Source organism: Gemmatimonadota bacterium, from assembly GCA_016712265.1.
Classification (GTDB): domain Bacteria; phylum Gemmatimonadota; class Gemmatimonadetes; order Gemmatimonadales; family Gemmatimonadaceae; genus RBC101.
The window spans coordinates 437,838-457,832 of record JADJRJ010000030.1 but is presented as its reverse complement, the minus strand read 5'-3'; the positions used below and the strand labels follow the sequence as shown (position 1 = coordinate 457,832).

Annotated in this window: 17 protein-coding genes; 11 read left to right on the top strand and 6 right to left on the bottom strand. The window is 67.3% G+C overall.

All coding sequences use genetic code 11. The features are described 5' to 3' along the window. Positions 1–70 precede the first annotated feature (70 nt). The 4 genes from IPK85_17315 to IPK85_17300 are packed head-to-tail and all read left to right on the top strand — an operon-like array spanning position 71 to position 3,445. Complete coding sequence (locus IPK85_17315; protein MBK8249138.1) at positions 71–424, top strand: roadblock/LC7 domain-containing protein; 354 nt, start codon at positions 71–73, stop codon at positions 422–424. Next, on the top strand, positions 421–1,452 hold the full coding sequence (locus IPK85_17310) for an NTP transferase domain-containing protein (protein ID MBK8249137.1): 1,032 nt from the start codon (positions 421–423) through the stop codon (positions 1,450–1,452). The genes IPK85_17315 and IPK85_17310 overlap by 4 nt, the downstream gene beginning before the upstream one ends. Beyond that, on the top strand, positions 1,449–2,645 hold the full coding sequence (locus IPK85_17305) for a hypothetical protein (GenBank protein MBK8249136.1): 1,197 nt from the start codon (positions 1,449–1,451) through the stop codon (positions 2,643–2,645). Before IPK85_17310 ends, IPK85_17305 begins: the two co-directional genes overlap by 4 nt. After that, complete coding sequence (locus tag IPK85_17300) at positions 2,642–3,445, top strand: MBL fold metallo-hydrolase (GenBank protein MBK8249135.1); 804 nt, start codon at positions 2,642–2,644, stop codon at positions 3,443–3,445. Before IPK85_17305 ends, IPK85_17300 begins: the two co-directional genes overlap by 4 nt. Here IPK85_17300 and IPK85_17295 read toward each other — a convergent pair. Further along, positions 3,442–4,404, bottom strand: a complete 963-nt coding sequence (locus IPK85_17295) for a glycosyltransferase family 1 protein (GenBank protein MBK8249134.1) — start codon at positions 4,402–4,404, stop codon at positions 3,442–3,444. The genes IPK85_17300 and IPK85_17295 overlap by 4 nt on opposite strands. Before the next feature lie 108 nt (positions 4,405–4,512). Here IPK85_17295 and IPK85_17290 point away from each other — a divergent pair, with 108 nt between their 5' ends. The 7 genes from IPK85_17290 (at position 4,513) to IPK85_17260 (ending at position 13,564) form a co-directional block, all read left to right on the top strand. After that, positions 4,513–5,220 carry a carbonic anhydrase gene (locus IPK85_17290; GenBank protein MBK8249133.1) on the top strand — a complete coding sequence of 236 codons (708 nt, stop codon included), beginning with the start codon at positions 4,513–4,515 and terminating at the stop codon, positions 5,218–5,220. A gap of 129 nt (positions 5,221–5,349) precedes the next feature. Next, positions 5,350–6,948 (top strand): SulP family inorganic anion transporter, encoded by a 1,599-nt coding sequence (locus IPK85_17285; protein MBK8249132.1) that lies wholly within the window; start codon positions 5,350–5,352, stop codon positions 6,946–6,948. A gap of 47 nt (positions 6,949–6,995) precedes the next feature. Beyond that, the gene (locus tag IPK85_17280; GenBank protein MBK8249131.1) at positions 6,996–9,797 is read left to right on the top strand and encodes a DUF2309 domain-containing protein; all 2,802 of its coding nucleotides are present in this window, start codon (positions 6,996–6,998) and stop codon (positions 9,795–9,797) included. Next, positions 9,790–11,088, top strand: a complete 1,299-nt coding sequence (locus IPK85_17275) for a proton-conducting membrane transporter (protein ID MBK8249130.1) — start codon at positions 9,790–9,792, stop codon at positions 11,086–11,088. The genes IPK85_17280 and IPK85_17275 overlap by 8 nt, the downstream gene beginning before the upstream one ends. Continuing rightward, positions 11,085–12,194, top strand: coding sequence for a hypothetical protein (locus IPK85_17270; protein MBK8249129.1), 1,110 nt, complete (start codon positions 11,085–11,087; stop codon positions 12,192–12,194). Before IPK85_17275 ends, IPK85_17270 begins: the two co-directional genes overlap by 4 nt. A 279-nt stretch (positions 12,195–12,473) precedes the next feature. Beyond that, positions 12,474–12,953, top strand: coding sequence for a sigma-70 family RNA polymerase sigma factor (locus tag IPK85_17265; protein MBK8249128.1), 480 nt, complete (start codon positions 12,474–12,476; stop codon positions 12,951–12,953). Then, the gene (locus IPK85_17260) at positions 12,950–13,564 is read left to right on the top strand and encodes a hypothetical protein (GenBank protein MBK8249127.1); all 615 of its coding nucleotides are present in this window, start codon (positions 12,950–12,952) and stop codon (positions 13,562–13,564) included. Before IPK85_17265 ends, IPK85_17260 begins: the two co-directional genes overlap by 4 nt. On the opposite strand, the gene IPK85_17255 is transcribed toward IPK85_17260, so the two are convergent. The 5 genes from IPK85_17255 to IPK85_17235 form a co-directional block, all read right to left on the bottom strand. Then, complete coding sequence (locus tag IPK85_17255; protein MBK8249126.1) at positions 13,500–16,178, bottom strand: CHAT domain-containing protein; 2,679 nt, start codon at positions 16,176–16,178, stop codon at positions 13,500–13,502. The genes IPK85_17260 and IPK85_17255 overlap by 65 nt on opposite strands. 240 nt (positions 16,179–16,418) lie before the next feature. Then, on the bottom strand, positions 16,419–18,050 hold the full coding sequence (gene groL / locus IPK85_17250) for a chaperonin GroEL (protein ID MBK8249125.1): 1,632 nt from the start codon (positions 18,048–18,050) through the stop codon (positions 16,419–16,421). Positions 18,051–18,067: 17 nt separating this feature from the next. Beyond that, positions 18,068–18,376 (bottom strand): co-chaperone GroES, encoded by a 309-nt coding sequence (groES, locus tag IPK85_17245; protein MBK8249124.1) that lies wholly within the window; start codon positions 18,374–18,376, stop codon positions 18,068–18,070. 120 nt (positions 18,377–18,496) lie between these two features. After that, positions 18,497–19,270: a type III pantothenate kinase gene (locus IPK85_17240; GenBank protein ID MBK8249123.1), complete on the bottom strand. Its 774-nt coding sequence runs from the start codon at positions 19,268–19,270 to the stop codon at positions 18,497–18,499. After that, positions 19,254–19,940 carry a biotin--[acetyl-CoA-carboxylase] ligase gene (locus IPK85_17235; GenBank protein ID MBK8249122.1) on the bottom strand — a complete coding sequence of 229 codons (687 nt, stop codon included), beginning with the start codon at positions 19,938–19,940 and terminating at the stop codon, positions 19,254–19,256. The genes IPK85_17240 and IPK85_17235 overlap by 17 nt, the downstream gene beginning before the upstream one ends. Positions 19,941–19,995: the final 55 nt, after the last annotated feature.

Here is a 19,995-nt window from a genome sequence, read left to right as displayed (position 1 = left end):
GACCTGGGCTTCGTCGACGAAATGCCCTACCCCATCCCGTTAGACTTGGACAACGATGCAGACCACACGGATGCCCACGATTCGAGACCTTGTCGCCAACCTCGCTGCCCGGCCTGGGGTGGACGCTGCCGTCCTCCTCGGCCGGGACGGCCTGCTGATCGACGGCGCGGGCGCCGATGGGGCCGGCCTGGAGGCGGCGGCGGCCTACGTTCCCTCCCTGATCGCCGCCGCTGAGGAACTCTCCAGCGCAGTTGGCAGCGGACGCCTCGTCTCCAAGGTCATGGAGTTCGAGCGAGGCTACGCCGTGATTTCTGCCCTGTCCCCTGAGGCCCTCCTGCTGGTCCTCGTCAGTTCCGCCAACGACCTCGGGCCGATCGTTGGGGATATCCGGCGCCACCGAAGCCATATCGCCTCCATTCTATGAGTCGTTGGGTTGTCGTCCTTGCCGGGGGGGTGGGTTCCCGCTTCTGGCCGCTCAGCACGCCGGCGCGCCCCAAGCAGCTCCTCCCGTTGATCACCGATACTCCGTTGCTCTCGGAGACGCTGCAACGCCTGGAGCCACTCGCCGATGCCGATCACACACTGATCCTGACCAACGCCTCACTGGTGGAGGCGATTCGGGACCTGCTGCCCGGTGTCCCATCAGGAAACGTTATTGCGGAGCCACGACCGGCTGGGACCGCCGCTGCGCTCGCATGGGCGGCGCACGTGATCGCCGGCCGGGACCCCGAAGGGACCATGCTCTCGGTGCACGCCGACTGGGCGGTTGGTGATCCCGTTGGCTTCCGCAGCGCGTTGACTGCTGCGGCCGTGGCCGCGGAGCAACACCATGCGCTCGTCACGGTCGGGGTGCTTCCCGTGCGGCCGGACCCAGGCTTCGGGTACATCCAACCTGGGGAGCCTGTCACCGGCCCGCTCCGCCGGGTTCGCCGGTTCGCCGAAAAGCCGAGTCGAGAGCGGGCGGCGGAGATGATTCGCGAGGGGTATCTCTGGAATTCCGGGATTTTTGTCTGGCGCGCGCAGGACTTCCTGGCCGAGGTGGAGGCCCTCACCCCGGAGGTCGCCCCCGCACTGGCGGCCCATCGCAATGACATCGCCGCGTTTTTTGGCGCGGTCACCTCCATCGCGGTAGACGTTGGCGTACTGGAGCGCAGCCAGCGGGTGATGGTCCTTCCGGGCGACTTCGGGTGGGACGACATCGGCACGTGGGAGGCGCTGGCGCGCGTTCGCCACCTGGATGACCACGGCAACGCCGCACAGGGGAGTGTATTTCCCGTGGACTCCTCACGAAACGTGGTACACGCCGAGGAGGGTGATGTGGTACTCTACGGCGTCTCGGACCTCGTCGTGGTCACTTGCCGTGGGATGACCCTGGTGACAACGACCGCACGCGCCGCTGACCTCAAGCTCCTCATCGACCAACTGCCCGCCAACGTGCGTCAGCGCGAGTGAGTTCCGCCCCGCCCTTTTTTCTCTACGACGACGCGCAGGCGCGCCGCGCGGAACCGTTCGCGCTCACGCGGCCCTTTGGTGAGCTTCGTGCCGGGGCCTTGCTCGTCCGTGAACGGTGGGCGCACGCCCTCGCAGGTACCGCCGTGGGTCGTTTCGGCGCACCGCACCTCGCCAGCTTTGAAGAGTTTGGTTCCCCACCAGGCGCGTCCCGCGGAGCAGTGATCCCCGCGGGGTCGCTCGTCGTCAACACGCGCTGCACGCCGCGGCTCACCGCGTTGGATCCGCTCGGGGGGCGATGGCTATGTGATGGAGAGGTCGCGGCGATCCGACTCGCGCATGATCTCGAAGCCCACGTGTTCGCCACTGGCGAGACGCGCCTTGACGACCTCGCCGCCCGCGGCCCGGACGCCGAGTGTCAGGGATGGTGGATGCACCGACCGTGGGACCTGGTTCGACACCTCACGGAGATGTTGGCCGCCGACATTCCCGCGCTTGGCACTGGGTTCGGTGGTCCTCCCGCGCACTGCGTCACCTTGGGCACGTTCCCCATCCTCGTCGATGCCACGGCAACCATCGAGCCTTTGACGGTGCTCGATGCGTCCGCTGGCCCGATTCTCGTGCAAGCTGGGGCCTCGATCTCGGCCTTCTCCCGCGTGGTCGGCCCCTGTGCGATTGGGTCGGCCACTCAGGTCCTGGGTGGACGCGTGGCCGCATCGTCCCTCGGGCCGTCGTGCCGCGTGCATGGAGAGCTCAGCACGAGCATCTTCGTGGGCCACGCCAACAAGGGACACGAGGGATTTGTCGGGCACTCCATCCTCGGCCGCTGGGCCAATCTCGGCGCCGGCACGACCACGAGCAACCTCAAGAACACCTACGGCGCGGTACACGCGTGGAGCCCTGACGGTCCCGTCGATACCGGGATGCAATTCCTTGGCAGCCTGCTAGGTGATCACGCGAAGACAGCGATCGGCACCCGCCTGACTACAGGGGCGGTTGTCGGGGCCGGCGCGAACGTGCTCGCGGACGGACTGACACCCAAGGTGATCGCGCCCTTTGCCTTTGGTGATGGCACATATCGAGTGGACAAGTTCCTCGAGGTCGCTGCGCGCGTCATGGCGAGGCGGCAGGTCGCCCTGTCGGATGACCAACGCGCCGCCCTGGCGGCCGCGCACGCCGCCCGCTGGCACGGGTGAGGGTCACGGTCCTCGGGAGCGGCTCGAAGGGAAACGCACTGGTGGTGGAGTGCGAGGACGACCGCATCCTGGTCGATGCCGGATTTCCCGCACGAACCCTGGTGGCGCGGATGCGGGCCGCGCGCATTGAGCCAGAATCGGTCAGTGCGTTGATCCTGACCCATGAGCACAGTGACCATGTGGCGGGAGCGCGGGTAGCAGCGAAGCGGTTCGGATGGACCGTGTATGCCACGGCGGGAACCATCGAGGAAGTGCCACGGCTCAAGGAAGTGAGCCCGATCCCGATCACCCCGCGGGAGTCCCTGGCCCTCGACACCATGCGGGTCACGTGCCTGAGGATTCCGCACGACGGTCTCGATCCTGTCGCGCTGACTATTGAGAGTCGCGCCACCGGGGCGCGCCTTGGGGTGGCCTATGACGTGGGGCACGTCACGCCCTCGCTTGAGCATGCGCTGCGCGACCTGGACGCGCTGGTCCTCGAGAGCAACCACGATGCGGAGATGTTGCGGACCGGGCCGTATCCCGCATCGCTCAAACGGCGCATTGCGGGCGGCCGCGGCCACTTGAGTAACGAGGCCGCCGCTCGGCTGGCGAGCGCGATCGCGCATCGCGGCCTGCGGCATGTCGTCCTGGCGCACCTGAGCGAACAGAACAATGCCCCGGACGTCGCCCGGCGCACCGTGGGCGTCGCCCTGCGCCGGACCCCGTATGACGGCACCCTGACCGTGGCATCGCAGGATGGGGTCGTACGGTTCGGGGTGGCCCGGAGCCCCCGCGTCGAACAGATCGACTTGTTCTAGCCTAACGGGTTCTGCCAATCCCGTCGCGCCAGCAGGAACGGCACGCGGGCATCGTACGTGTGGTGCGCGCGCACAAAGGCCTCACCCTGGCGTCGCACCCGGGCCCGCAGTTCGGGCCGGCCATCGAGCCCGCGAATGCGCTGGATACAGTCGTCCGCGTCGCGATACCAGAAGCAGTGCTCGCCGTCGCGGAGCATCTCCCGTATCCCCGGTGCCTCCGGGCCGAGGTACAGTCCACCGGCGAGGATAACCATCCACATCCGGTCAGACGCATAGGTCGTCGCCCCGCTGGCCCGTGCCGGCAGGATACCTAACGAGTACTCGGCGCTGGTGCAGGCCGTGGCGAACGCCGCGCCCTCCACGGGTCCCCCGCTCCAGGAAAGCTCCGTTTGCCAAGGCTCCCACCCGGGCCCGTAGACCCGGGTCGGCACGGCGCGACCCACCGTGCGCAGGAATTCGGCTCGGGTCGGGTCATACCCGGCCCCGATGAAGGCGACCGTGGTGGCGTGGGCGGCTTCCGGAAGGCCCGGGACGATCTCGCGCGCCCCGGCGGCTGGCAAGAAGGACGCGGGGAGCCCCAGGGCTTGCCACTCCTGTACGAAGCCCGTGACGAAGAAGGTCTCCACCAACCGCCCCACCGCCGTGATATGGCCGATCTCCGGGATCGCCTGGTCCGCGTGCCACTGCGGATCGTGATACCACATGGCGTTAGGGCGACCCCGGATGACTTCGGCGATCGTCTCCAGGTCCAGGCGTAGGCACTTCGACAGGAAGACGAAATCCGGGGCGAAGCGGCGCGTGAGACGCCGCAATCGGAGCTGCGTGAGACGACGACCCACCAGGCGCGCCGATCGCCGATCATCGAACAGGACGGTGGAGTGGCCGGCGCGGTCCAAGGCCCGCTGGATCGCCCGTTCCATGCGCCAGGGATTTCGGGCCCCGACGAGGAGCACTTTCATGGCCGACTGCTCATCACAGGCGTTTTATGTATACGTGATGTTACAATCTGTCTGATTGTACATGCATTACAGTCTGCTTACACTCCGGGTCCACTGATACCGGATCGCATGCGGACACACAACAAGGAAACCCAGGCCACGATGACCCCCGACCGGGCGCTCGAATTCCTGCGCGACGGGAATCGGCGTTTCGTCGGCAACCTCAAGGCCAACCGCAACTACCTCGAGCAGGTCAATGATACACGCGAGGGACAGTGGCCGTTTGCCACGATCCTGAGCTGCATTGATTCCCGCACGAGCGCGGAGCTGGTGTTCGACCAGGGACTGGGGGACGTCTTCTCCATCCGGATCGCCGGCAACGTGCTGAACGACGAGATCCTGGGGAGCATGGAATTCGCCTGCAAGGTGGCGGGCAGCAAGTTGCTGGTTGTGCTCGGCCACACCAAGTGCGGCGCCATCAAGGGGGCCTGTGATAATATCCAGCTCGGGAACCTGACGACGTTGATCAACCGCATCCAGCCTTCCGTGTACTACGAGCAGACGGAGCGAGAGAATCGCACCGCAAGCAATCCGACGTTTGTCGAGAAGGTGGCGCGCATCCAGGTCTATCGGTCCGTGGAAGGGATTATCGAGCGCAGCATGGTCTTGCGCGAGATGATCGAAGCCGGAGAGATCGGGTTGATCGGGGGCATGTACGACGTCACGACCGGCACCGTCGAGTTCTTCGAGGATGCCTGGATGTGCGGCGAGGTCCGCCACTTCTATCTCGACACACCGTCGGTCCGAAGACAAAGAGATTCCTTCCAGCCGGCATAGAGAAAACATCCTCATTGCGGGCGGCCCGTCGCTCCCTCTACTTACGTCCGTCTTACATCCTTGCAAACGCCCGCACTTCGCGGGCGTTTCATGTTCCAGCGCCAACTCTCACCGGTTGCCCCCCGTTCGATGAGCACGTCAAACTCCGCCGATCTCCTCGACGCACCAGCCGCCAGCTGGACGCCTCCCTTCCGCGAATCCTGGCGTGCGGACCTGGGTGCCTCCGTTGTGGTGTTCCTGGTCGCCCTTCCACTGTGCCTGGGCGTCGCACTCGCCTCGGGAGCTCCGCTCTTCTCTGGGATCGTCACGGGAATCATCGGAGGCGTGGTCGTCGGATTTGCGTCCGGCTCGCATCTCATGGTCAGTGGCCCGGCCGCCGGGCTCACCGCCATCGTGCTCGCGGCAATTGCGACGGCCGGCTCCTTTTCCGCGTTTCTGGTCGCCGTCTTTCTCGCCGGGCTCATGCAGATTGCCCTTGGCTTCCTCAAAGCCGGCGTGATTGGGTACTACTTTCCCAACTCGGTCATTCGCGGCATGCTCGGCGGCATCGGGATCATCATTATCCTCAAGCAAATCCCCCATGCCTTCGGATACGACGCCGATTTTGAGGGGGACGAGGCGTTCCAGCAGGCGAACCAGGAAAACACGTTCTCCGCGTTGCTGAATGCCTTCGATCATGTCGAGACAGGCGCCATCCTGCTCAGTGTCCTGGCGCTCCTGATCCTGGTCCTGTGGGACCAGAAGTTCATGAAGCGCGTCGCGGTCGTGCCTGGTGCGCTCGTGGCGGTCATCGTCGGCGTCGCACTGAATGGCGTCTTCACTGGGAGCGGCTCCCCGATGGCGCTGACCGGCGATCACCTGGTGGGGTTGCCGATCATCGGGTCGGCGTCCGACCTCCGCAACGCGGTCAGCCTGCCGGATTGGTCGGTGATCGCCAGCCCGGCAATCTGGACCATCGCGGTGACGATCGCGATCATCGCGTCTTTGGAAACGCTGCTCAGCCTCGAAGCCACGGACCGCATGGATCCACTCAAGCGCGAGGCACCCGCCAATCGGGAGCTTGTCGCACAGGGAATCGGCAACGCGCTCTGCGGCCTCGCCGGTGGCCTGCCCATGACGGGGGTTATCGTGCGGTCCTCGGCCAACGTTTACGCCGGGGCCAAGACGCGGGCCAGCGCAATCCTCCACGGCGTACTCCTGCTGGTCGCCGTCCTCGCAATTCCCACGCTGCTCAACCGGATTCCCCTCGCGGTGCTGGCGGCGATCCTCATCTATACCGGGTGGAAACTCGCGCATCCTCGGCAACTAAAGTACTTCCTGAGCAAGGGGAGCCATCAATGGATCCCGTTTGTGGTGACGACGGGAGCGATCCTGCTGTCTGACCTGCTCAAGGGCATTGGGATAGGCCTGGCCACGGCTGCGGTCTTCATCCTCCTCGAGCACTTGCGGGCGCCCAGCTACACCGAGGTCCCCGGAACCGATGGTACCACGCGGCTGCGACTGAATGAGCACCTGACCTTTCTGGCGAAGGCCAACCTGACGGAACGTCTCCAACAAATCCCGCGGGGCACGATCGTTGAGCTGGATGGGACTGGGGTCCGTCGCATCGATCACGACGTGGCCGAGGTTATCCGTGAGTTTGTGTCGTCGGCGGGCAACCGTGACGTGGAGGTGCGCCTTCGCGGCCTCGACCACCTCACGCAGGGGGCCGCGGCCCTGGCCCATTGAGCACGCACCACGACCTGTCAGGAGGACCCATCGACCGGGCCCTCGGTGTGGCGCGTGGAATCTTGCCGGACCAGGGCCCGATCGGGGTGTTCATCCATCACAACACCCTGCACGCGCTCCAGCACCTGCCGTTCCACGAGGCCGTCGCTGAGGGGGCGCACCTGACCGGCGCGCGTCCCTACCTGTCGCTTGACGAATTTCGCAGCGCCTGGGCACGCGGACGCATCACCGCGCCGGACCTCGACGACGCCCTCGCGCGCTTCGTTGGCGAACGTGGAGCTGAACCCGCAGCGCTCGGCTTCACCCGGCTGGCGTTGTGGCGGATGATCCTGCTGCACGATCCCGAACAGGCGGAACCGGTCGGCACGGCGTATTTGCTCAGCCTGGCTGGTGAGACGGACCGATGGGCAGCCTGTCTCGAGGTTGCCGCCCGCCTGGCGGGGGGGGCTCCGTCAGCGGCCAGTCCGGTCATCGAGCGGCACCAGATCGCGCTGCAGGCGCTGGGGCACGGGGGCACCGATGCCCTCGTTCATCGGGAGCTGATCCGGCTGACGAGCGGATTCCTGGATCGGGGGCAGGCCCTCGTGTCGATGCCGGGACGCGATCAGGGGTTTCTGGCCGCCGTGGCGGCGTTGTATGCGGCAGCCCCGACGTCGCCCCGGGGTGCGCCGGGACTTGGCGACGACTTTGCGGTATTGCATCGCGACGGGCAGTCCGCGCGTCAGGTCGTGGAGATGTGCCTCGCCGCGTTAGGCGTTGGGGCCGAGGATGCCGAACCCTTTGTGCGCTCGACCCTGCTGGCGCTGCCGGGATGGGCGGGGATGTTCAGCCGCCTCGAAGCCCATCCCGAGGAGGGCATGCCGGGCATCCCCTATCGGCTGGAGGACTTCCTCGCCGTCCGGCTGGTGATCGAGCGGCGCGCGGTGGCCGCTGCGGCGCGGGAGCTCGGGGTGAGTCCGGGTTTGGATGCGCTTCGCGCCCTCGTCCGGCCGTCGCTGCCTGAGGGCAACACCTTGGCGGCTCGCCTTCACGCGCTGACGGCTGGGTGGTCGATGGAGCGCATCACGGCCCTGGAGCCAGGTGAGCTCGAGGCTCTGGTCCGCGAGCTGGAGTCGTTTTCCATGCTCGCCCGGCGCCGCGTGTGGCAGGAGGCATACGAGGGTTGGTATCGCCGGCAGGTGCTCGATGCCCTCGCCGCCCGCCGAACGTTAGGCCCGCGCCCGCGTCCGGCCCGGCCGGAGGCGCAATTTGTCTTTTGCATCGACGAGCGCGAGGAGTCGATCCGTCGGGCCATCGAGGAGCAAGGGCCTGGACTCGAGACCTTCGGCGGCGCCGGCTTCTTTGGTGTCGCCATCGACTTCCGTGGGTTGTACGACGCAGAACCTGCGGCGCACTGTCCCGTCGTGGTCGTTCCGGACCATGAAGTGCACGAGGCTCCGCTCTACACGGCGGAGGGCTGGGATGCGGCGCGGCGACGCATGCGAGAGGGCTGGCACGCCGTGCACCGCGTGGCGCATCGCCGGTCGCGCACGCTCGTTGGCGGCGCGGTCCTCTCCTTCGCCATGGGGCCGGCGGCCGCGGCGATGGCGCTGGCCCGGGTGGCCTTTCCGCGGGCGTCGTTAGGCGCCTTCAACCGCTGGCGCCACCGGCTGCTCCCGCGCCCTGCCACGCGCCTTGCGGCGGTGCGCGCTTCCGGGGAGTCCCGCTCCGATCGCGGGAAGTGGCTGGGGTTCACGCTGGACGAAGCCGCGGACCGCGTCGCGGGCACGCTGCGCAATATCGGCTTGACCACGAACTTCGCCCCGATCGTGGTGGTCCTTGGCCACGGATCGACGTCGCTCAACAATCCCCACGAGTCCGCGCACGATTGTGGCGCATGCGGCGGTCGGCGCGGCGGGGCCAACGCGCGGCTGTTCGCCGAGATGGCCAATCGACCGGCCATTCGCGAGGCCGTCGCCGCCCGCGGGATCGTCATCCCGGCGGACACCTGGTTCGTTGGGGCGTTGCACGACACGGCAGATGACGGTGTGCACTACTTCGATGTGGACGTACTGCCGCGCGAGAGCTACCTCCCATTTGGCCGGGCGGACCTCGTCCTGCAACGCGCACGCGAGCTGAGTGCCCAGGAGCGGTGCCGCCGCTTTGCGCATGCACCGCTCGGCATCACGCCGTCGGAGGCGTTGGCGCACGTCGAGTCGCGCGCGTCGAGCCTGGGCCAACCCCGACCGGAGTACGGGCACTGCACCAACGCGGCCGCCATCGTCGGGCGTCGGGAGCTCTCGCGCGGGGTACACCTGGACCGCCGCGCGTTCCTGATCAGCTATGACCCGTCCATCGATCCCGAAGCGGTCATCCTCGAGCGTGTGCTCGCGGCCGTGGGACCCGTCGGCGCGGGGATCAGCCTCGAGTACTACTTCTCCTCCGTGGACAACGAGGTGTACGGCTGCGGCACCAAGCTGCCGCACAACGTCACCGGACTCGTTGGGATCATGAATGGCCACCACAGTGACCTCCGCACGGGCTTGCCGCTGCAAATGGTTGAGCTGCACGAGCCGGTTCGCCTCCTCCTGATCGTCGAGGCCACGCCGGAGGCCCTCCTCACGGTCGCCGGGCGCCAGGCCGAGGTGCGCGAACTCGTCGTCAACGAGTGGGTGCAGCTGGTCAGCGTGGACCCGGTCACCGGGGAGATGCACCACTTTCGCGATGGCGGGTTCGTCCCGTACGCGCCCGGGAACACGCCCATCCCCTCCGTTGGACGCTCCGTTGAATGGCACGGGCAGTCCCGCGACTACGTGTCCCCTGCCCTCACCCTCGCGGCGATTACCGAAGAGACGGCTGTCCATGCGTGACCTCCTTCCGGTGGCTTTCGGCCTGGCGATCCTGACACCGCTGCTCGCTTCCCTGGCGCTCGGCCTCAGGGTACTGATCGCCGACACGTGGATCAGCGAGCGCCAGGCGACACGCATCATTCGGCTGGCACTCCTTGCGTCGTTCGGCGGGTCGGTCCTGGTGGCCGCCATGCATCTCGGATACCTGGGATCGGCGGTCAGCGGTGAGGTGGACTTCGGCAGCTGGGTTGCGATTGGTTCATACGAGGTTCCCGCGGTGTTGTTCGTGGATCATGTGGCGGTCGCCTTCTCGCTGCTCGGGGCCGCCATGACCGGGTTGGTGGCCCGCTTCTCCGTGACCTACCTCCACAAGGAGCCAGGCTTCACGCGTTATTACCTCTTGCTCGGGTTGTTCGCGTCGGGTACGCAGCTCGTGGCGTTTGCCGGCGCCCTGGACCTGTTTTTTGCTGGTTGGGAAGCCATCGGGATTTCGTCCGCCCTGTTCATCGGCTTCTTCCACGAGCGGCCCGAACCGATCCGATCGGGGCTCCGGGCGTTCGTGACCTATCGCGCCTGCGACCTCGGGTTTCTCATCGCCATCGTCACCACCCACGAACACCTGGGTTCAACGCGCCTGCTGGATCTGGCCAACATCGGTCGCCTGCCAGGGACCGAGGTCACGGTGATCGCACTCCTGCTGCTTGTTGCCGCGCTCGGCAAGTCGGCGCAGCTACCCTTTTCCGGATGGCTGGTCCGCGCGATGGAGGGCCCCACGCCATCGAGTGCCCTGTTCTACGGGGGCGTGTCCATCCATTGCGGACTGTTCCTCTTGCTGCGCACCGCCCCAGTGATTGAGGCGTCCCCCGCAGCGGCCGCGACCGGCGTGGTGATTGGACTCCTGACCGCGATCTATGCGTCTGCCGCGACGCGGACGCACGCGGATGCGAAGGGCGCGCTGGCTCATGCCACCCTGGCACAAACGGGATTGATCCTCGCCGAGATTTGCCTGGGGCTCACAACCCTGGCTTTGGTCCACCTGGTCAGCCATGCGATGTTACGCGCATGGCAATACCTCCGGGCGCCCAACATGATTCACGACGCCCATCACTACGGCCATCATGAGGCGCATGCGGACGTCGGAGGGGAACAGTCGCGCATGACGCGCGCCTGGTACCTGCTGCCCCTCCATCGGTTTCGCCTCGAAGACCGCCTCGACGCCGTGGCCGACGCCGTGCTGCGCCTCGCACGCGGATTGCATCGGATGGACCAGCGCCTGCTTTCCCTGTTTGGTACTGGCGAGGCACACCGATGAGCATGGACGTGCTTTGGTTGCCCGGACTGGTGTGGGTGGCCGTCCTCCTCTTGTACGCCGGTGTGCCGCGCGGCGTGCGTGACCCCCTGCCCCGGCCCGCCGCCGTCACGGTTGTGGTCGCGTCCACCATTGCGATTTTCTCGTCGCGCGCGGACCTCGCGTACGTCACCACGGCGGTGGGCACGGCGGTCCTCGCATGGGCGGCGTGGCCGGTCACACGTGTGGGGAGCGTGGTCCTCTGGATCGGTGGGCTCCTGACCGCTGCCGCTGCGATGGCGTTTCGCTCAGCTGGTAGCGCGGAGTTGCCCCTGTACCTCTCTCTCGGCGCGCTGGCACTTCGCTGCGGGGTGGTGCCCGTGCATGCGGGTGTGACGGCGCTCTCGCACCGGGCGCCGGCGCTCCAGTCTCGGCAGTTCGCGACCCTGCTCGTGCTCGTGTTTGTCCACCTGCGATTCGCCGATCACGTCGACGTGGCGCGGGAGATGGCCCCGGCCCTGGTCGGGGTCGGCGCAGGCAGTGCGCTGATCTTTGGGCTCACCAGCCTTGCGCGCGGCTCATTGACCGGGTTCCTCCAGGGCTCGACCCTCATGCACGGCGGCCTGTTGTTCGCCGCGGTAGGAGCCGCCGGGCGAGGCCACCACGCAGCGGCCTTGTTTGCATGCATCACGATGGCCCTCGCCGTGGGCGGCCTGAGCCAGATGGTGCTGGCCCTCGAGGCGCGCGTCGGACCGGTGAGCCTAGAGCAACGGCACGGGTGGGGGCGAGCCTTCCCGCGGTTGACGGCCGCGTTCGCCTTCCTGGGGGCGTGCGGAGTCGGGATGCCCGGCACCGCAGGATTCATCGCGGACGACCTCCTTCTGCATGCCTTGTGGGAGGAAAGCGTGGTCGCAACGATCGCTGTCGCCGTGGCGTCTGCCCTCCTCGCGATTGCGACCCTTCGCGCCGTGGCGTCCGTCGTTTTCGGGAAGCAGTCCACGTCGGTCGCCCCCGACCTTCTGGCCCCGGAACGCTGGTCAGCCGTGGCCCATGTGCTACTCCTTGTCATCTTTGGACTCCTCCCCAATCTCCTGACGGCGAAGGCCCCGGTGCTTTTCGGGGGCCCCTGAGCCGCCTCCGGCCTCTGTCGGTTGGCGGCCGTCTGTGCTAGAACCCACCGTCCATGCCAGCCGAGGCCGGCCGGCGTCCGACAGAGGCCCGGCTACCACGCGCGCCACGTGGTGAGAAAACCGGACGCGTACCCTCGTTCAGGGGGCATGGCCGCTCTCGCCCACCGACATGCTGTTCCCCAGAGGGATTGTGGGGGATTGCCCGTCGGACCTAGGTTGCGGCCAATGTCCCAGTCGCCGCGCGCTACGGGAGGGGTCCGTTCCGACCTCTCTCGCGAGGTGGAAGGCCTCATTTCCAGATGGGCTGGCGTCATTGTGCGCGCCGCTCGGCAGTATGGGCTGGATGCCAATGAGCAGGACGAGGTGACGCAGGATCTTCGCCTTCGCTTCTGGGCGCTGCTGGAACGCGACACAACCAGTGCGCCCACGATCAACGCGACCTACGCCATGCGGGCGGCGACATCCGCCGCGGTGGATCTCGTGCGGCGCAATCGCATGCGCCGGGATGCAACCCATCAAGAGTTGTCTCCGGAAGTGGCCGGCGCGGTGACGGGCGAGGCCGACCTGGTCGCGCGCCTCAGCGAGGCCATCGACACCCTCATCCCGTCGCGTCGGTTGGCCGTGCGACTGCACCTGGACGGAAGATCGCTCCAGGACATCTCGCGGATTCTCAAGTGGTCGGAAGCGCAAGCTCGAAACCAGGTCTACCGGGGCCTGGCAGACCTCAAGGCGCAGTTGCGCGAGGGAACAGGCACATGACCCAGTTTGATGACGCAACCTTGCGTGCGGCCTACGCCGGACGGCGGGATCCCCACGTGGCTCGAGTGCCGGTCGAGACGGTCGAGGCCCTGGCCCGGGGTACCTACGTCGGCGCCGACCGCGAGCACTTGCTGGAACAGGTGCTTCGTGACCCAGGTCAGTCGCGCGAATTCCACTTCTTTCACGATGTAGGGGTTTCCGCCGCGCCGGCGGTGCGTCGCGCCTGGTGGCACGGAACCCGGGGACTGGCCCTGGCAGCGGGCGGCGTCCTCGCCGTGGCGCTTGGATCGCGCTATCTCGGGTCGCCCGGGCCGGAGGAAGGCCCCATGCGCGGCGCTGGTGCGGGGGTGATGGTCTGGGGCCCGGCCGACGCCATGGCGGTCGACGCCGCCGAAGGGCCAGTCACCTTCGCGTGGCGCCCGATCGCCGGGGCGCGTGACTATGAACTGACCATCACCGGCGACGACGGTGCGGAGCGCCTTCGTCGCGCCGTCACCGACACGGTGCTGACCCTCGTTGTCCCGCCGGGCGCCACGGCGTGGTGGGTCACCGCGCGACACGCGGACGGTTCGTCCCGGCAAAGCGAGATTCGCTCGCTGGTCGTGCGTTAGGCGCCGCGGCGAACGGCCGGACCCGGTCATCCCCGACGATCCCGACACTGGCCCAGGTCCGGGGCGAAACCCCACGCTGGATGAGCACCCGCTTGGCGCGCGCCAGGGCATCACCTGCGGTTGCGCCCGTTGCCATTCCCTCGTAGAAGAGGCGCATCAACTGCACCAGGGACCGATCGCGAACATCCCAGTACGTCGCCGCCACGGCGCGCGCCCCCGCTTCCAGCAAGGGGCCGACCAGGCCCTGGACCCCTTCGCCCGTGGCGACGAACCCCCCGACCGTCCGGCACGCGGAGAGAACCACCAGATCCACGGGGACGCTCCACCGAGCGAGTTCGGCCGTCCCGATCCGGCCGTCGTCGGTTGCATTTCCGCTCAGGTAGATCGCGGTTTCGAAGAGGCCATGGTCCTCCACCCGCGCGTGTGTCGCGAGGTGCAGGGTGCTGATGCCGCGCCAATCGGCCGTGGCAATCGCGTTGCCCTGCGCCGCGGTCCGCAGGAGCGCTGTGCCCTGGTCGCGCGCCGCCCGGATCACGGCGCGCACCTCTTCTTCCGAGCCTCGAAGGCGTGACAAGCCGTAGCGTGAGTCAAACACCGGGTCACCGAATGCCAGCACACGTCCCCCTCGCGACCCCTGCGAGGGCGCCAGCGCGAGCCGAACGGATGGAACGGTCGAGGTCACGTACCGCATCACCAGCGGCTGGCCGCCAACGACGAGCGCGTCGAAGGGCACATGGTAGAGCTGGCCGTCCGGAACGATACGCAGGTGCGTCGTCGTCGGGGGGAGCAAGCGCACGACCGATTGCAGGAGCTGGGTGCCTAATGATTCGGTGATTGCCCGGGTGGGTCGGTCATCCTCCATCAGAGTCGTCAGGCGGCTGATGGCCGACCGCATGGAGTCGATCGGCGCGAGCGACGCCGCCCGCACCCCGCCGTCCCACATGACGAATGCCGTCGTCGGTTCCCCGCCCCGCCCCGTGACAAACGACACGACGGCAGTGCGCGGTGGCACCAGGGACTGCAGCTCCGCCACGTCCAGTCGACGGTCATCGAGGATGACCGGGGCGGCCTCCAGGGTGTCCAGCGCATGGCGCCGCGACCGCTGGATCCAGAGCCAGCGCGCTCGCTCGGATTCCGCAACGGAAAACGCGCGCTCGACCTGTCCACCGAGGACGAAGCGGTTCACGATCGTCGCGACCCCCAGGTCCGTGTCAGAGTCGAAGCGCTGACCCGACATGAGGCGAAGAATGTCCGCGCGCTCTCCGTTCGGGCCACGCAACCCGTCGAGGGCTCGCATCCCGATGGTGTAGAAGGAGTCCGACAACGCAAGCCGACCGGCCAGCGCGTGGGCTTCGGCAACCCGAAGGTTGCCATCCAGTTGGTCATGGCGGGCACTGCCGACCACCGCGAGGAACCGCTGGAACCCCGTGATGGCTTCATCGAACCTGCCCTGCTTCAGCGCGACGCGCCCACGCAGGTACGGCAGGTTGGCGCGCAAGATGCCCTGCACCCCGGCCGCCGTGGCGAGCACCTGGACCGAGTCGGTCACGACCTCCGCCTCGCGCAGCCTCCCCAAGTCAATGAGGGCCATGGCGCGCCGAAACTTGAGCTGCAGCGTGGCGTTTGCGCCCTGGACGGCCGTGATGACCGCCTCCGCCCGCGCATACCCAGCCACCCCTTCCTCCAGTCGCCCGCCAAGCACATCGGCTTGGGCCTGCAGAATCGCGACGTTCGCCTCGCCCTGCGCGTCGCCAAGCCTCCGAAAGGACCGCATCGCCTCATCCGCGTTCCGCCAGGCCACGGCGGCATCGCCCACCCGGAGGGCCACCTGGGCAAGGTTGAGACGAGCCCACGCCACGGTGATGGGGTTCTCCGTGCGGGTGGCTCGTGCAATCGCGCGCTCGGCGTACCGTCGCGCCGCCGGAACGTTCGAGCCGTACGAGACGAACGCGTAGGCCATCCACTGCTCAATGCTCGCGACCAGGTCCTGGTCATGCAGCGCGCCGGCCAGCAGCAGTGCCTGGTTGAGCGCGCCGCCAGACGCGCTCTGGCTCCCGCGCGCCTCGAGCACCATCCCTTCGGCCAGGAGGCATCGCGCCAGGGTCAGGGAGTCGCGCTCAACGCGTGCCGCTCGCAGTCCCGCCTGCACCAATGAGTCTGCCGCACGCAGCGAACGCGTCCGCAGCTGGATGGCCGTGCCGCACGCGCGCCCTGCAGCACCAGGAGCGTCCAGCGGAAGCAACTGCGACGCTCGATCCACGGCGGCCTGGGCGCTATCGCCCTGCCCCCGCCGCCCCAGGAGGGGTGCCATCAGCATCAGCGCTTCCGCTTCCGTGCGGGCGTCCCCCGCGCCTTGCGCGTCACGGACAACGCGCTGCAGCAGTCCAAGCGCGGAGTCCGGGCGCCAGCGCGTGACCAGGCTCGTCGCGTACCCGAGCGCTGCCAGGCGCCCAAGGTCGGAGCGCCAGCTGTTCGCGTTCGCCATCACGCGGGAATGCCACAGATCGGACGCGCGATGGTCGTAGCGCAGGCGGTGCATGGTAGCGACCGCCAAGGCATCCAGCAGCTGTTGCTGCGAGCTTGCTGCGCCCACCACGGGTGTCTTGAGCGTCACCCCCCCCGCGCCGCCAACCGTCCCTGGGCGACCGCCGCTCGCCCAGGAGAGGACTCCTGGGACGCCATCACCTGCGCGCCGAGGATCAACGTGGCGCTGAGATATCGAAGGGGTGTCATACGGATGAGATATCCTCAACCCCCCGCTCCCATCCGTCAACTGTGGGATGCCCGGGGGGTGACAACAATGCGGGCCGGGCGACGAGTCGCCCGGCCCGCATCACCTGCCGTGGAACGCGAACTAGTACATGCCACCCATGCCACCCGGTGCAGCCGGGGCGGCGGGCTTGTCTTCCTTCTTCTCGACGATCAGCGCTTCGGTCGTGAGGAGGAGGCCGGCGATCGACGCCGCGTTCTGAAGCGCGTACCGGGTGACCTTGGTCGGGTCGATGACGCCCGACTGGACCAGGTTCTCGTACGTGTCCGTGAGGGCGTTGTAGCCGAAGGCGTCGTCCTTGGAGGCACGGACCTTCTCCACGACGATGGAGCCTTCGCCACCGGCGTTGGCCACGATCATGCGGATCGGCTCCTCGATCGCGCGACGAATGATGTCGACGCCGATCTGCTCCTCGTGCTCGGCCATCTTGAGACCCTTGAGCGCGCGCTGGGCGCGGATGAGGGCCACACCACCGCCAGGGACGATCCCTTCTTCAACCGCCGCACGCGTCGCGTGCAGGGCGTCTTCCACGCGCGCCTTCTTCTCCTTCATCTCGGCTTCGGTCGCCGCACCGACGTTGATCACCGCCACGCCGCCGGCGAGCTTCGCCAGGCGTTCCTGGAGCTTCTCGCGATCGTAATCCGAGGTGCTCTTGTCGATCGCCGAACGGATCTCCTTGACGCGACCCTGGATGGCATCGCTGTCGCCAGCGCCGTCGATGATCGTCGTGTTGTCCTTGTCGACCACGATGCGCTTGGCGCGGCCGAGGTCAGCCACCACGGCGTTCTCGAGCTTGAAGCCGACTTCCTCGGAGACCACCTGGCCGCCGGTGAGCTTCGCGATGTCTTCCAGCATCGCCTTGCGGCGATCGCCGAAGCCAGGCGCCTTGACGGCGCACACCTTGAGGGTGCCACGGAGCTTGTTCACCACGAGGGTGGCCAGCGCTTCGCCTTCCACGTCTTCGGCGATGATCAGCAGCGGGCGGCCCATCTGGGCGACCTTCTCAAGGACCGGGAGCAGGTCCTTCATCGCGCCGATCTTCTTGTCGTGGATCAGGATGACGGCGTCCTCAAGCGAGGCTTCCATCTTGTCCGGGTCCGTGACGAAGTACGGCGAGATGTAGCCGCGATCGAACTGCATGCCGTCGACGGTCTCGAGGGTCGTCTCGATGCCGCGGGCTTCCTCGACCGTGATGACGCCATCCTTGCCGACCTTCTCCATCGCGTCGGCGATGAGGTCGCCGATCTCCTTGTCGTTGTTCGCGGAGATCGAGGCCACCTGGGCGATTTCCTTCTTGCCGGCCGTCGGGACCGAGATCTTCTTGAGCTCTTCGACGATAGCCGCGGTCGCCTTGTCGATGCCGCGCTTGAGCGACATCGGGTTGATACCAGCGGTCACGTTCTTGAGCCCTTCGCGGAAGATCGCCTGGGCGAGCACCGTGGCGGTCGTCGTGCCGTCACCGGCGACGTCCGAGGTCTTGGTCGCGACTTCCTTCACCATCTGCGCGCCCATGTTCTCGATCGAGTTCGAGAGCTCGACTTCCTTGGCGACCGTGACACCGTCCTTGGTGACCGTCGGCGCGCCGAACTTCTTGTCGATGACGACATTCCGGCCCTTGGGGCCGAGCGTCACCTTCACTGCGTCAGCGAGCTGGTCGACACCGCGCTTCAACGCGGCGCGTGCGTCGGTGCTGAAATGGAGTTCCTTTGCAGCCATGGATAGTCCCCTGGATGTCAGTTGATGACCGCGAGGATGTCGGTCTCGCGGAGGATGAGGTACTGCTCGCCGTCGACCGTCACTTCCGTCCCGGAGTACTTCCCGTAAAGGACCTTGTCGCCAACCTTGCAGTCGAGCGGTACGCGCTTCCCGTCTTCAAAGCGGCCCGGGCCGGTCGCCACGACCTCGCCCTGCTGCGGCTTTTCCTTGGCGGTATCCGGGATGTAGAGACCGCCACGCATGCTCTCGGCCTCTTCCATCGCCTTCACGACCACCCGATCGGCGAGCGGCGCGATTTTCGTCGCAGCGGCATTCTTCGTCGCCATAGACGTCGTCCCTCCTTCTGGGATTGAAATGATGAGATTAGCACTCGTCCTGTTCGAGTGCTAACGAGAAGTCTACTCGACCCCGTCCTCCCCGTCAAACCGGAGGGAGGCCGCGGCACCTCAGGCGGTCAGCAGCTCGTGGGCCAGTCGCAGCCCGATCAGGGTGAGGTGGGGTTCCACCCGATCCACTGAGGACGTGATCGGAGCGATCATGGGGGCCAATCCACCGGTCGCAACGACCAGCGGGACACGCCCGGTCGGCCATTCCGCCTTGATCCGGCGGACAATCCCGTCGAGCGCCTCGGCTGCACCGAAAACCACGCCGCTCCGGATGCACTCCTCGGTGCGGCGGCCAATAACGCTGGTGGGCGGGACGAGTTCGGTCGCCGGCAGCTTGGAGGTGCGACGGAAGAGGGTTTCCGCGGATGTCCGGATCCCGGGGGCAATCACCCCGCCAAGGAATACCGCGTCGCGGGTGATGCAGTCATAGGTGGTCGCGGTACCCAGATCGACGACAATGGTGTCCGACGCAAATAGCCTCGCCGCGGCGAGCGTATTGATGATCCGATCCGCACCCACCGTCAGTGGCTCGAGCACATCCAGGGTAATGGGGAGCGGGGAGCGCGCATCGACGAACAGCGGCGAGCAACCTGCGAGCACGCCGATTCCGCCCGCGAGCGTGTCGTTCATCGCCGGGACTACGGACCCGACGGCTGCCGCGGAGACCGCGCCGCGATCCAGCCCCCGGAGCTGCAAGAGGGCCAACAACGTGCTGGCCACCTCATCCGGGGTCCGTGCAGGATCGGTGCCCATGCGCCAGGACGCGTGCAACACCTCGCCGTCGAACAGGCCGACGGTCGTTTCCGTGTTCCCCACATCAAATACGAGTAGCATCTCCTGACTCCTCGGCAAGCACGAGTGAACCCGACATGCAACGAATGGGACCTGCGGCGCCGTCCACGACCAGGCTCCCATCTTCATCCACCCCGCGAACCACCCCACGCGCCGGCATCACGACGGCCCGCCCCGCCGCCCAATCACGCCGTCGCCAGTCGCTCCGTTCCGCCTCGGTCAGCCCACCGCTGGCGGCCGCTGCGGCCCGAAAGGCGGGAAGCAGCACTTCCAGAATGTCCACCCGTGACCCGGCGAAATCGAGCGACGCTGATCCCGGCCACGGCCCCTCCCTCACGTTCAGCCCGAGCCCGATGACGACCCAATCGGGGGTTGCCCCACGCCACCGCGCCTCGACGAGGATCCCACCCACCTTGGCTCGCGAACGCATCAGGTCATTAGGCCACTTCACCCGCAGCTCCGTAGCCAACGGGGATAACGCCTGAACGGCCTGGAGCCCCAACCGGAGACTCAGCACTCCAATCGCCACCGGATCCGTTGGTCGTTCGATGAGGCTCATGGCAATGGTCCCCCCTGGCGCGCTCACCCATCCGTGGCCGCCCCGCCCGCGACCATGGACCTGTTGCTCGGCGATCACCAGCGTCCCGGCCGCGGCTCCCTCGGCGGCGAGTTCGTGGGCCACGTCCATGGTGCTGCCAATTTCCGCAAACAAGCGTACCCCCGGCAGGTGGCATCGCGCGGCGATCTCTCCCGCAGATGCCCCATCG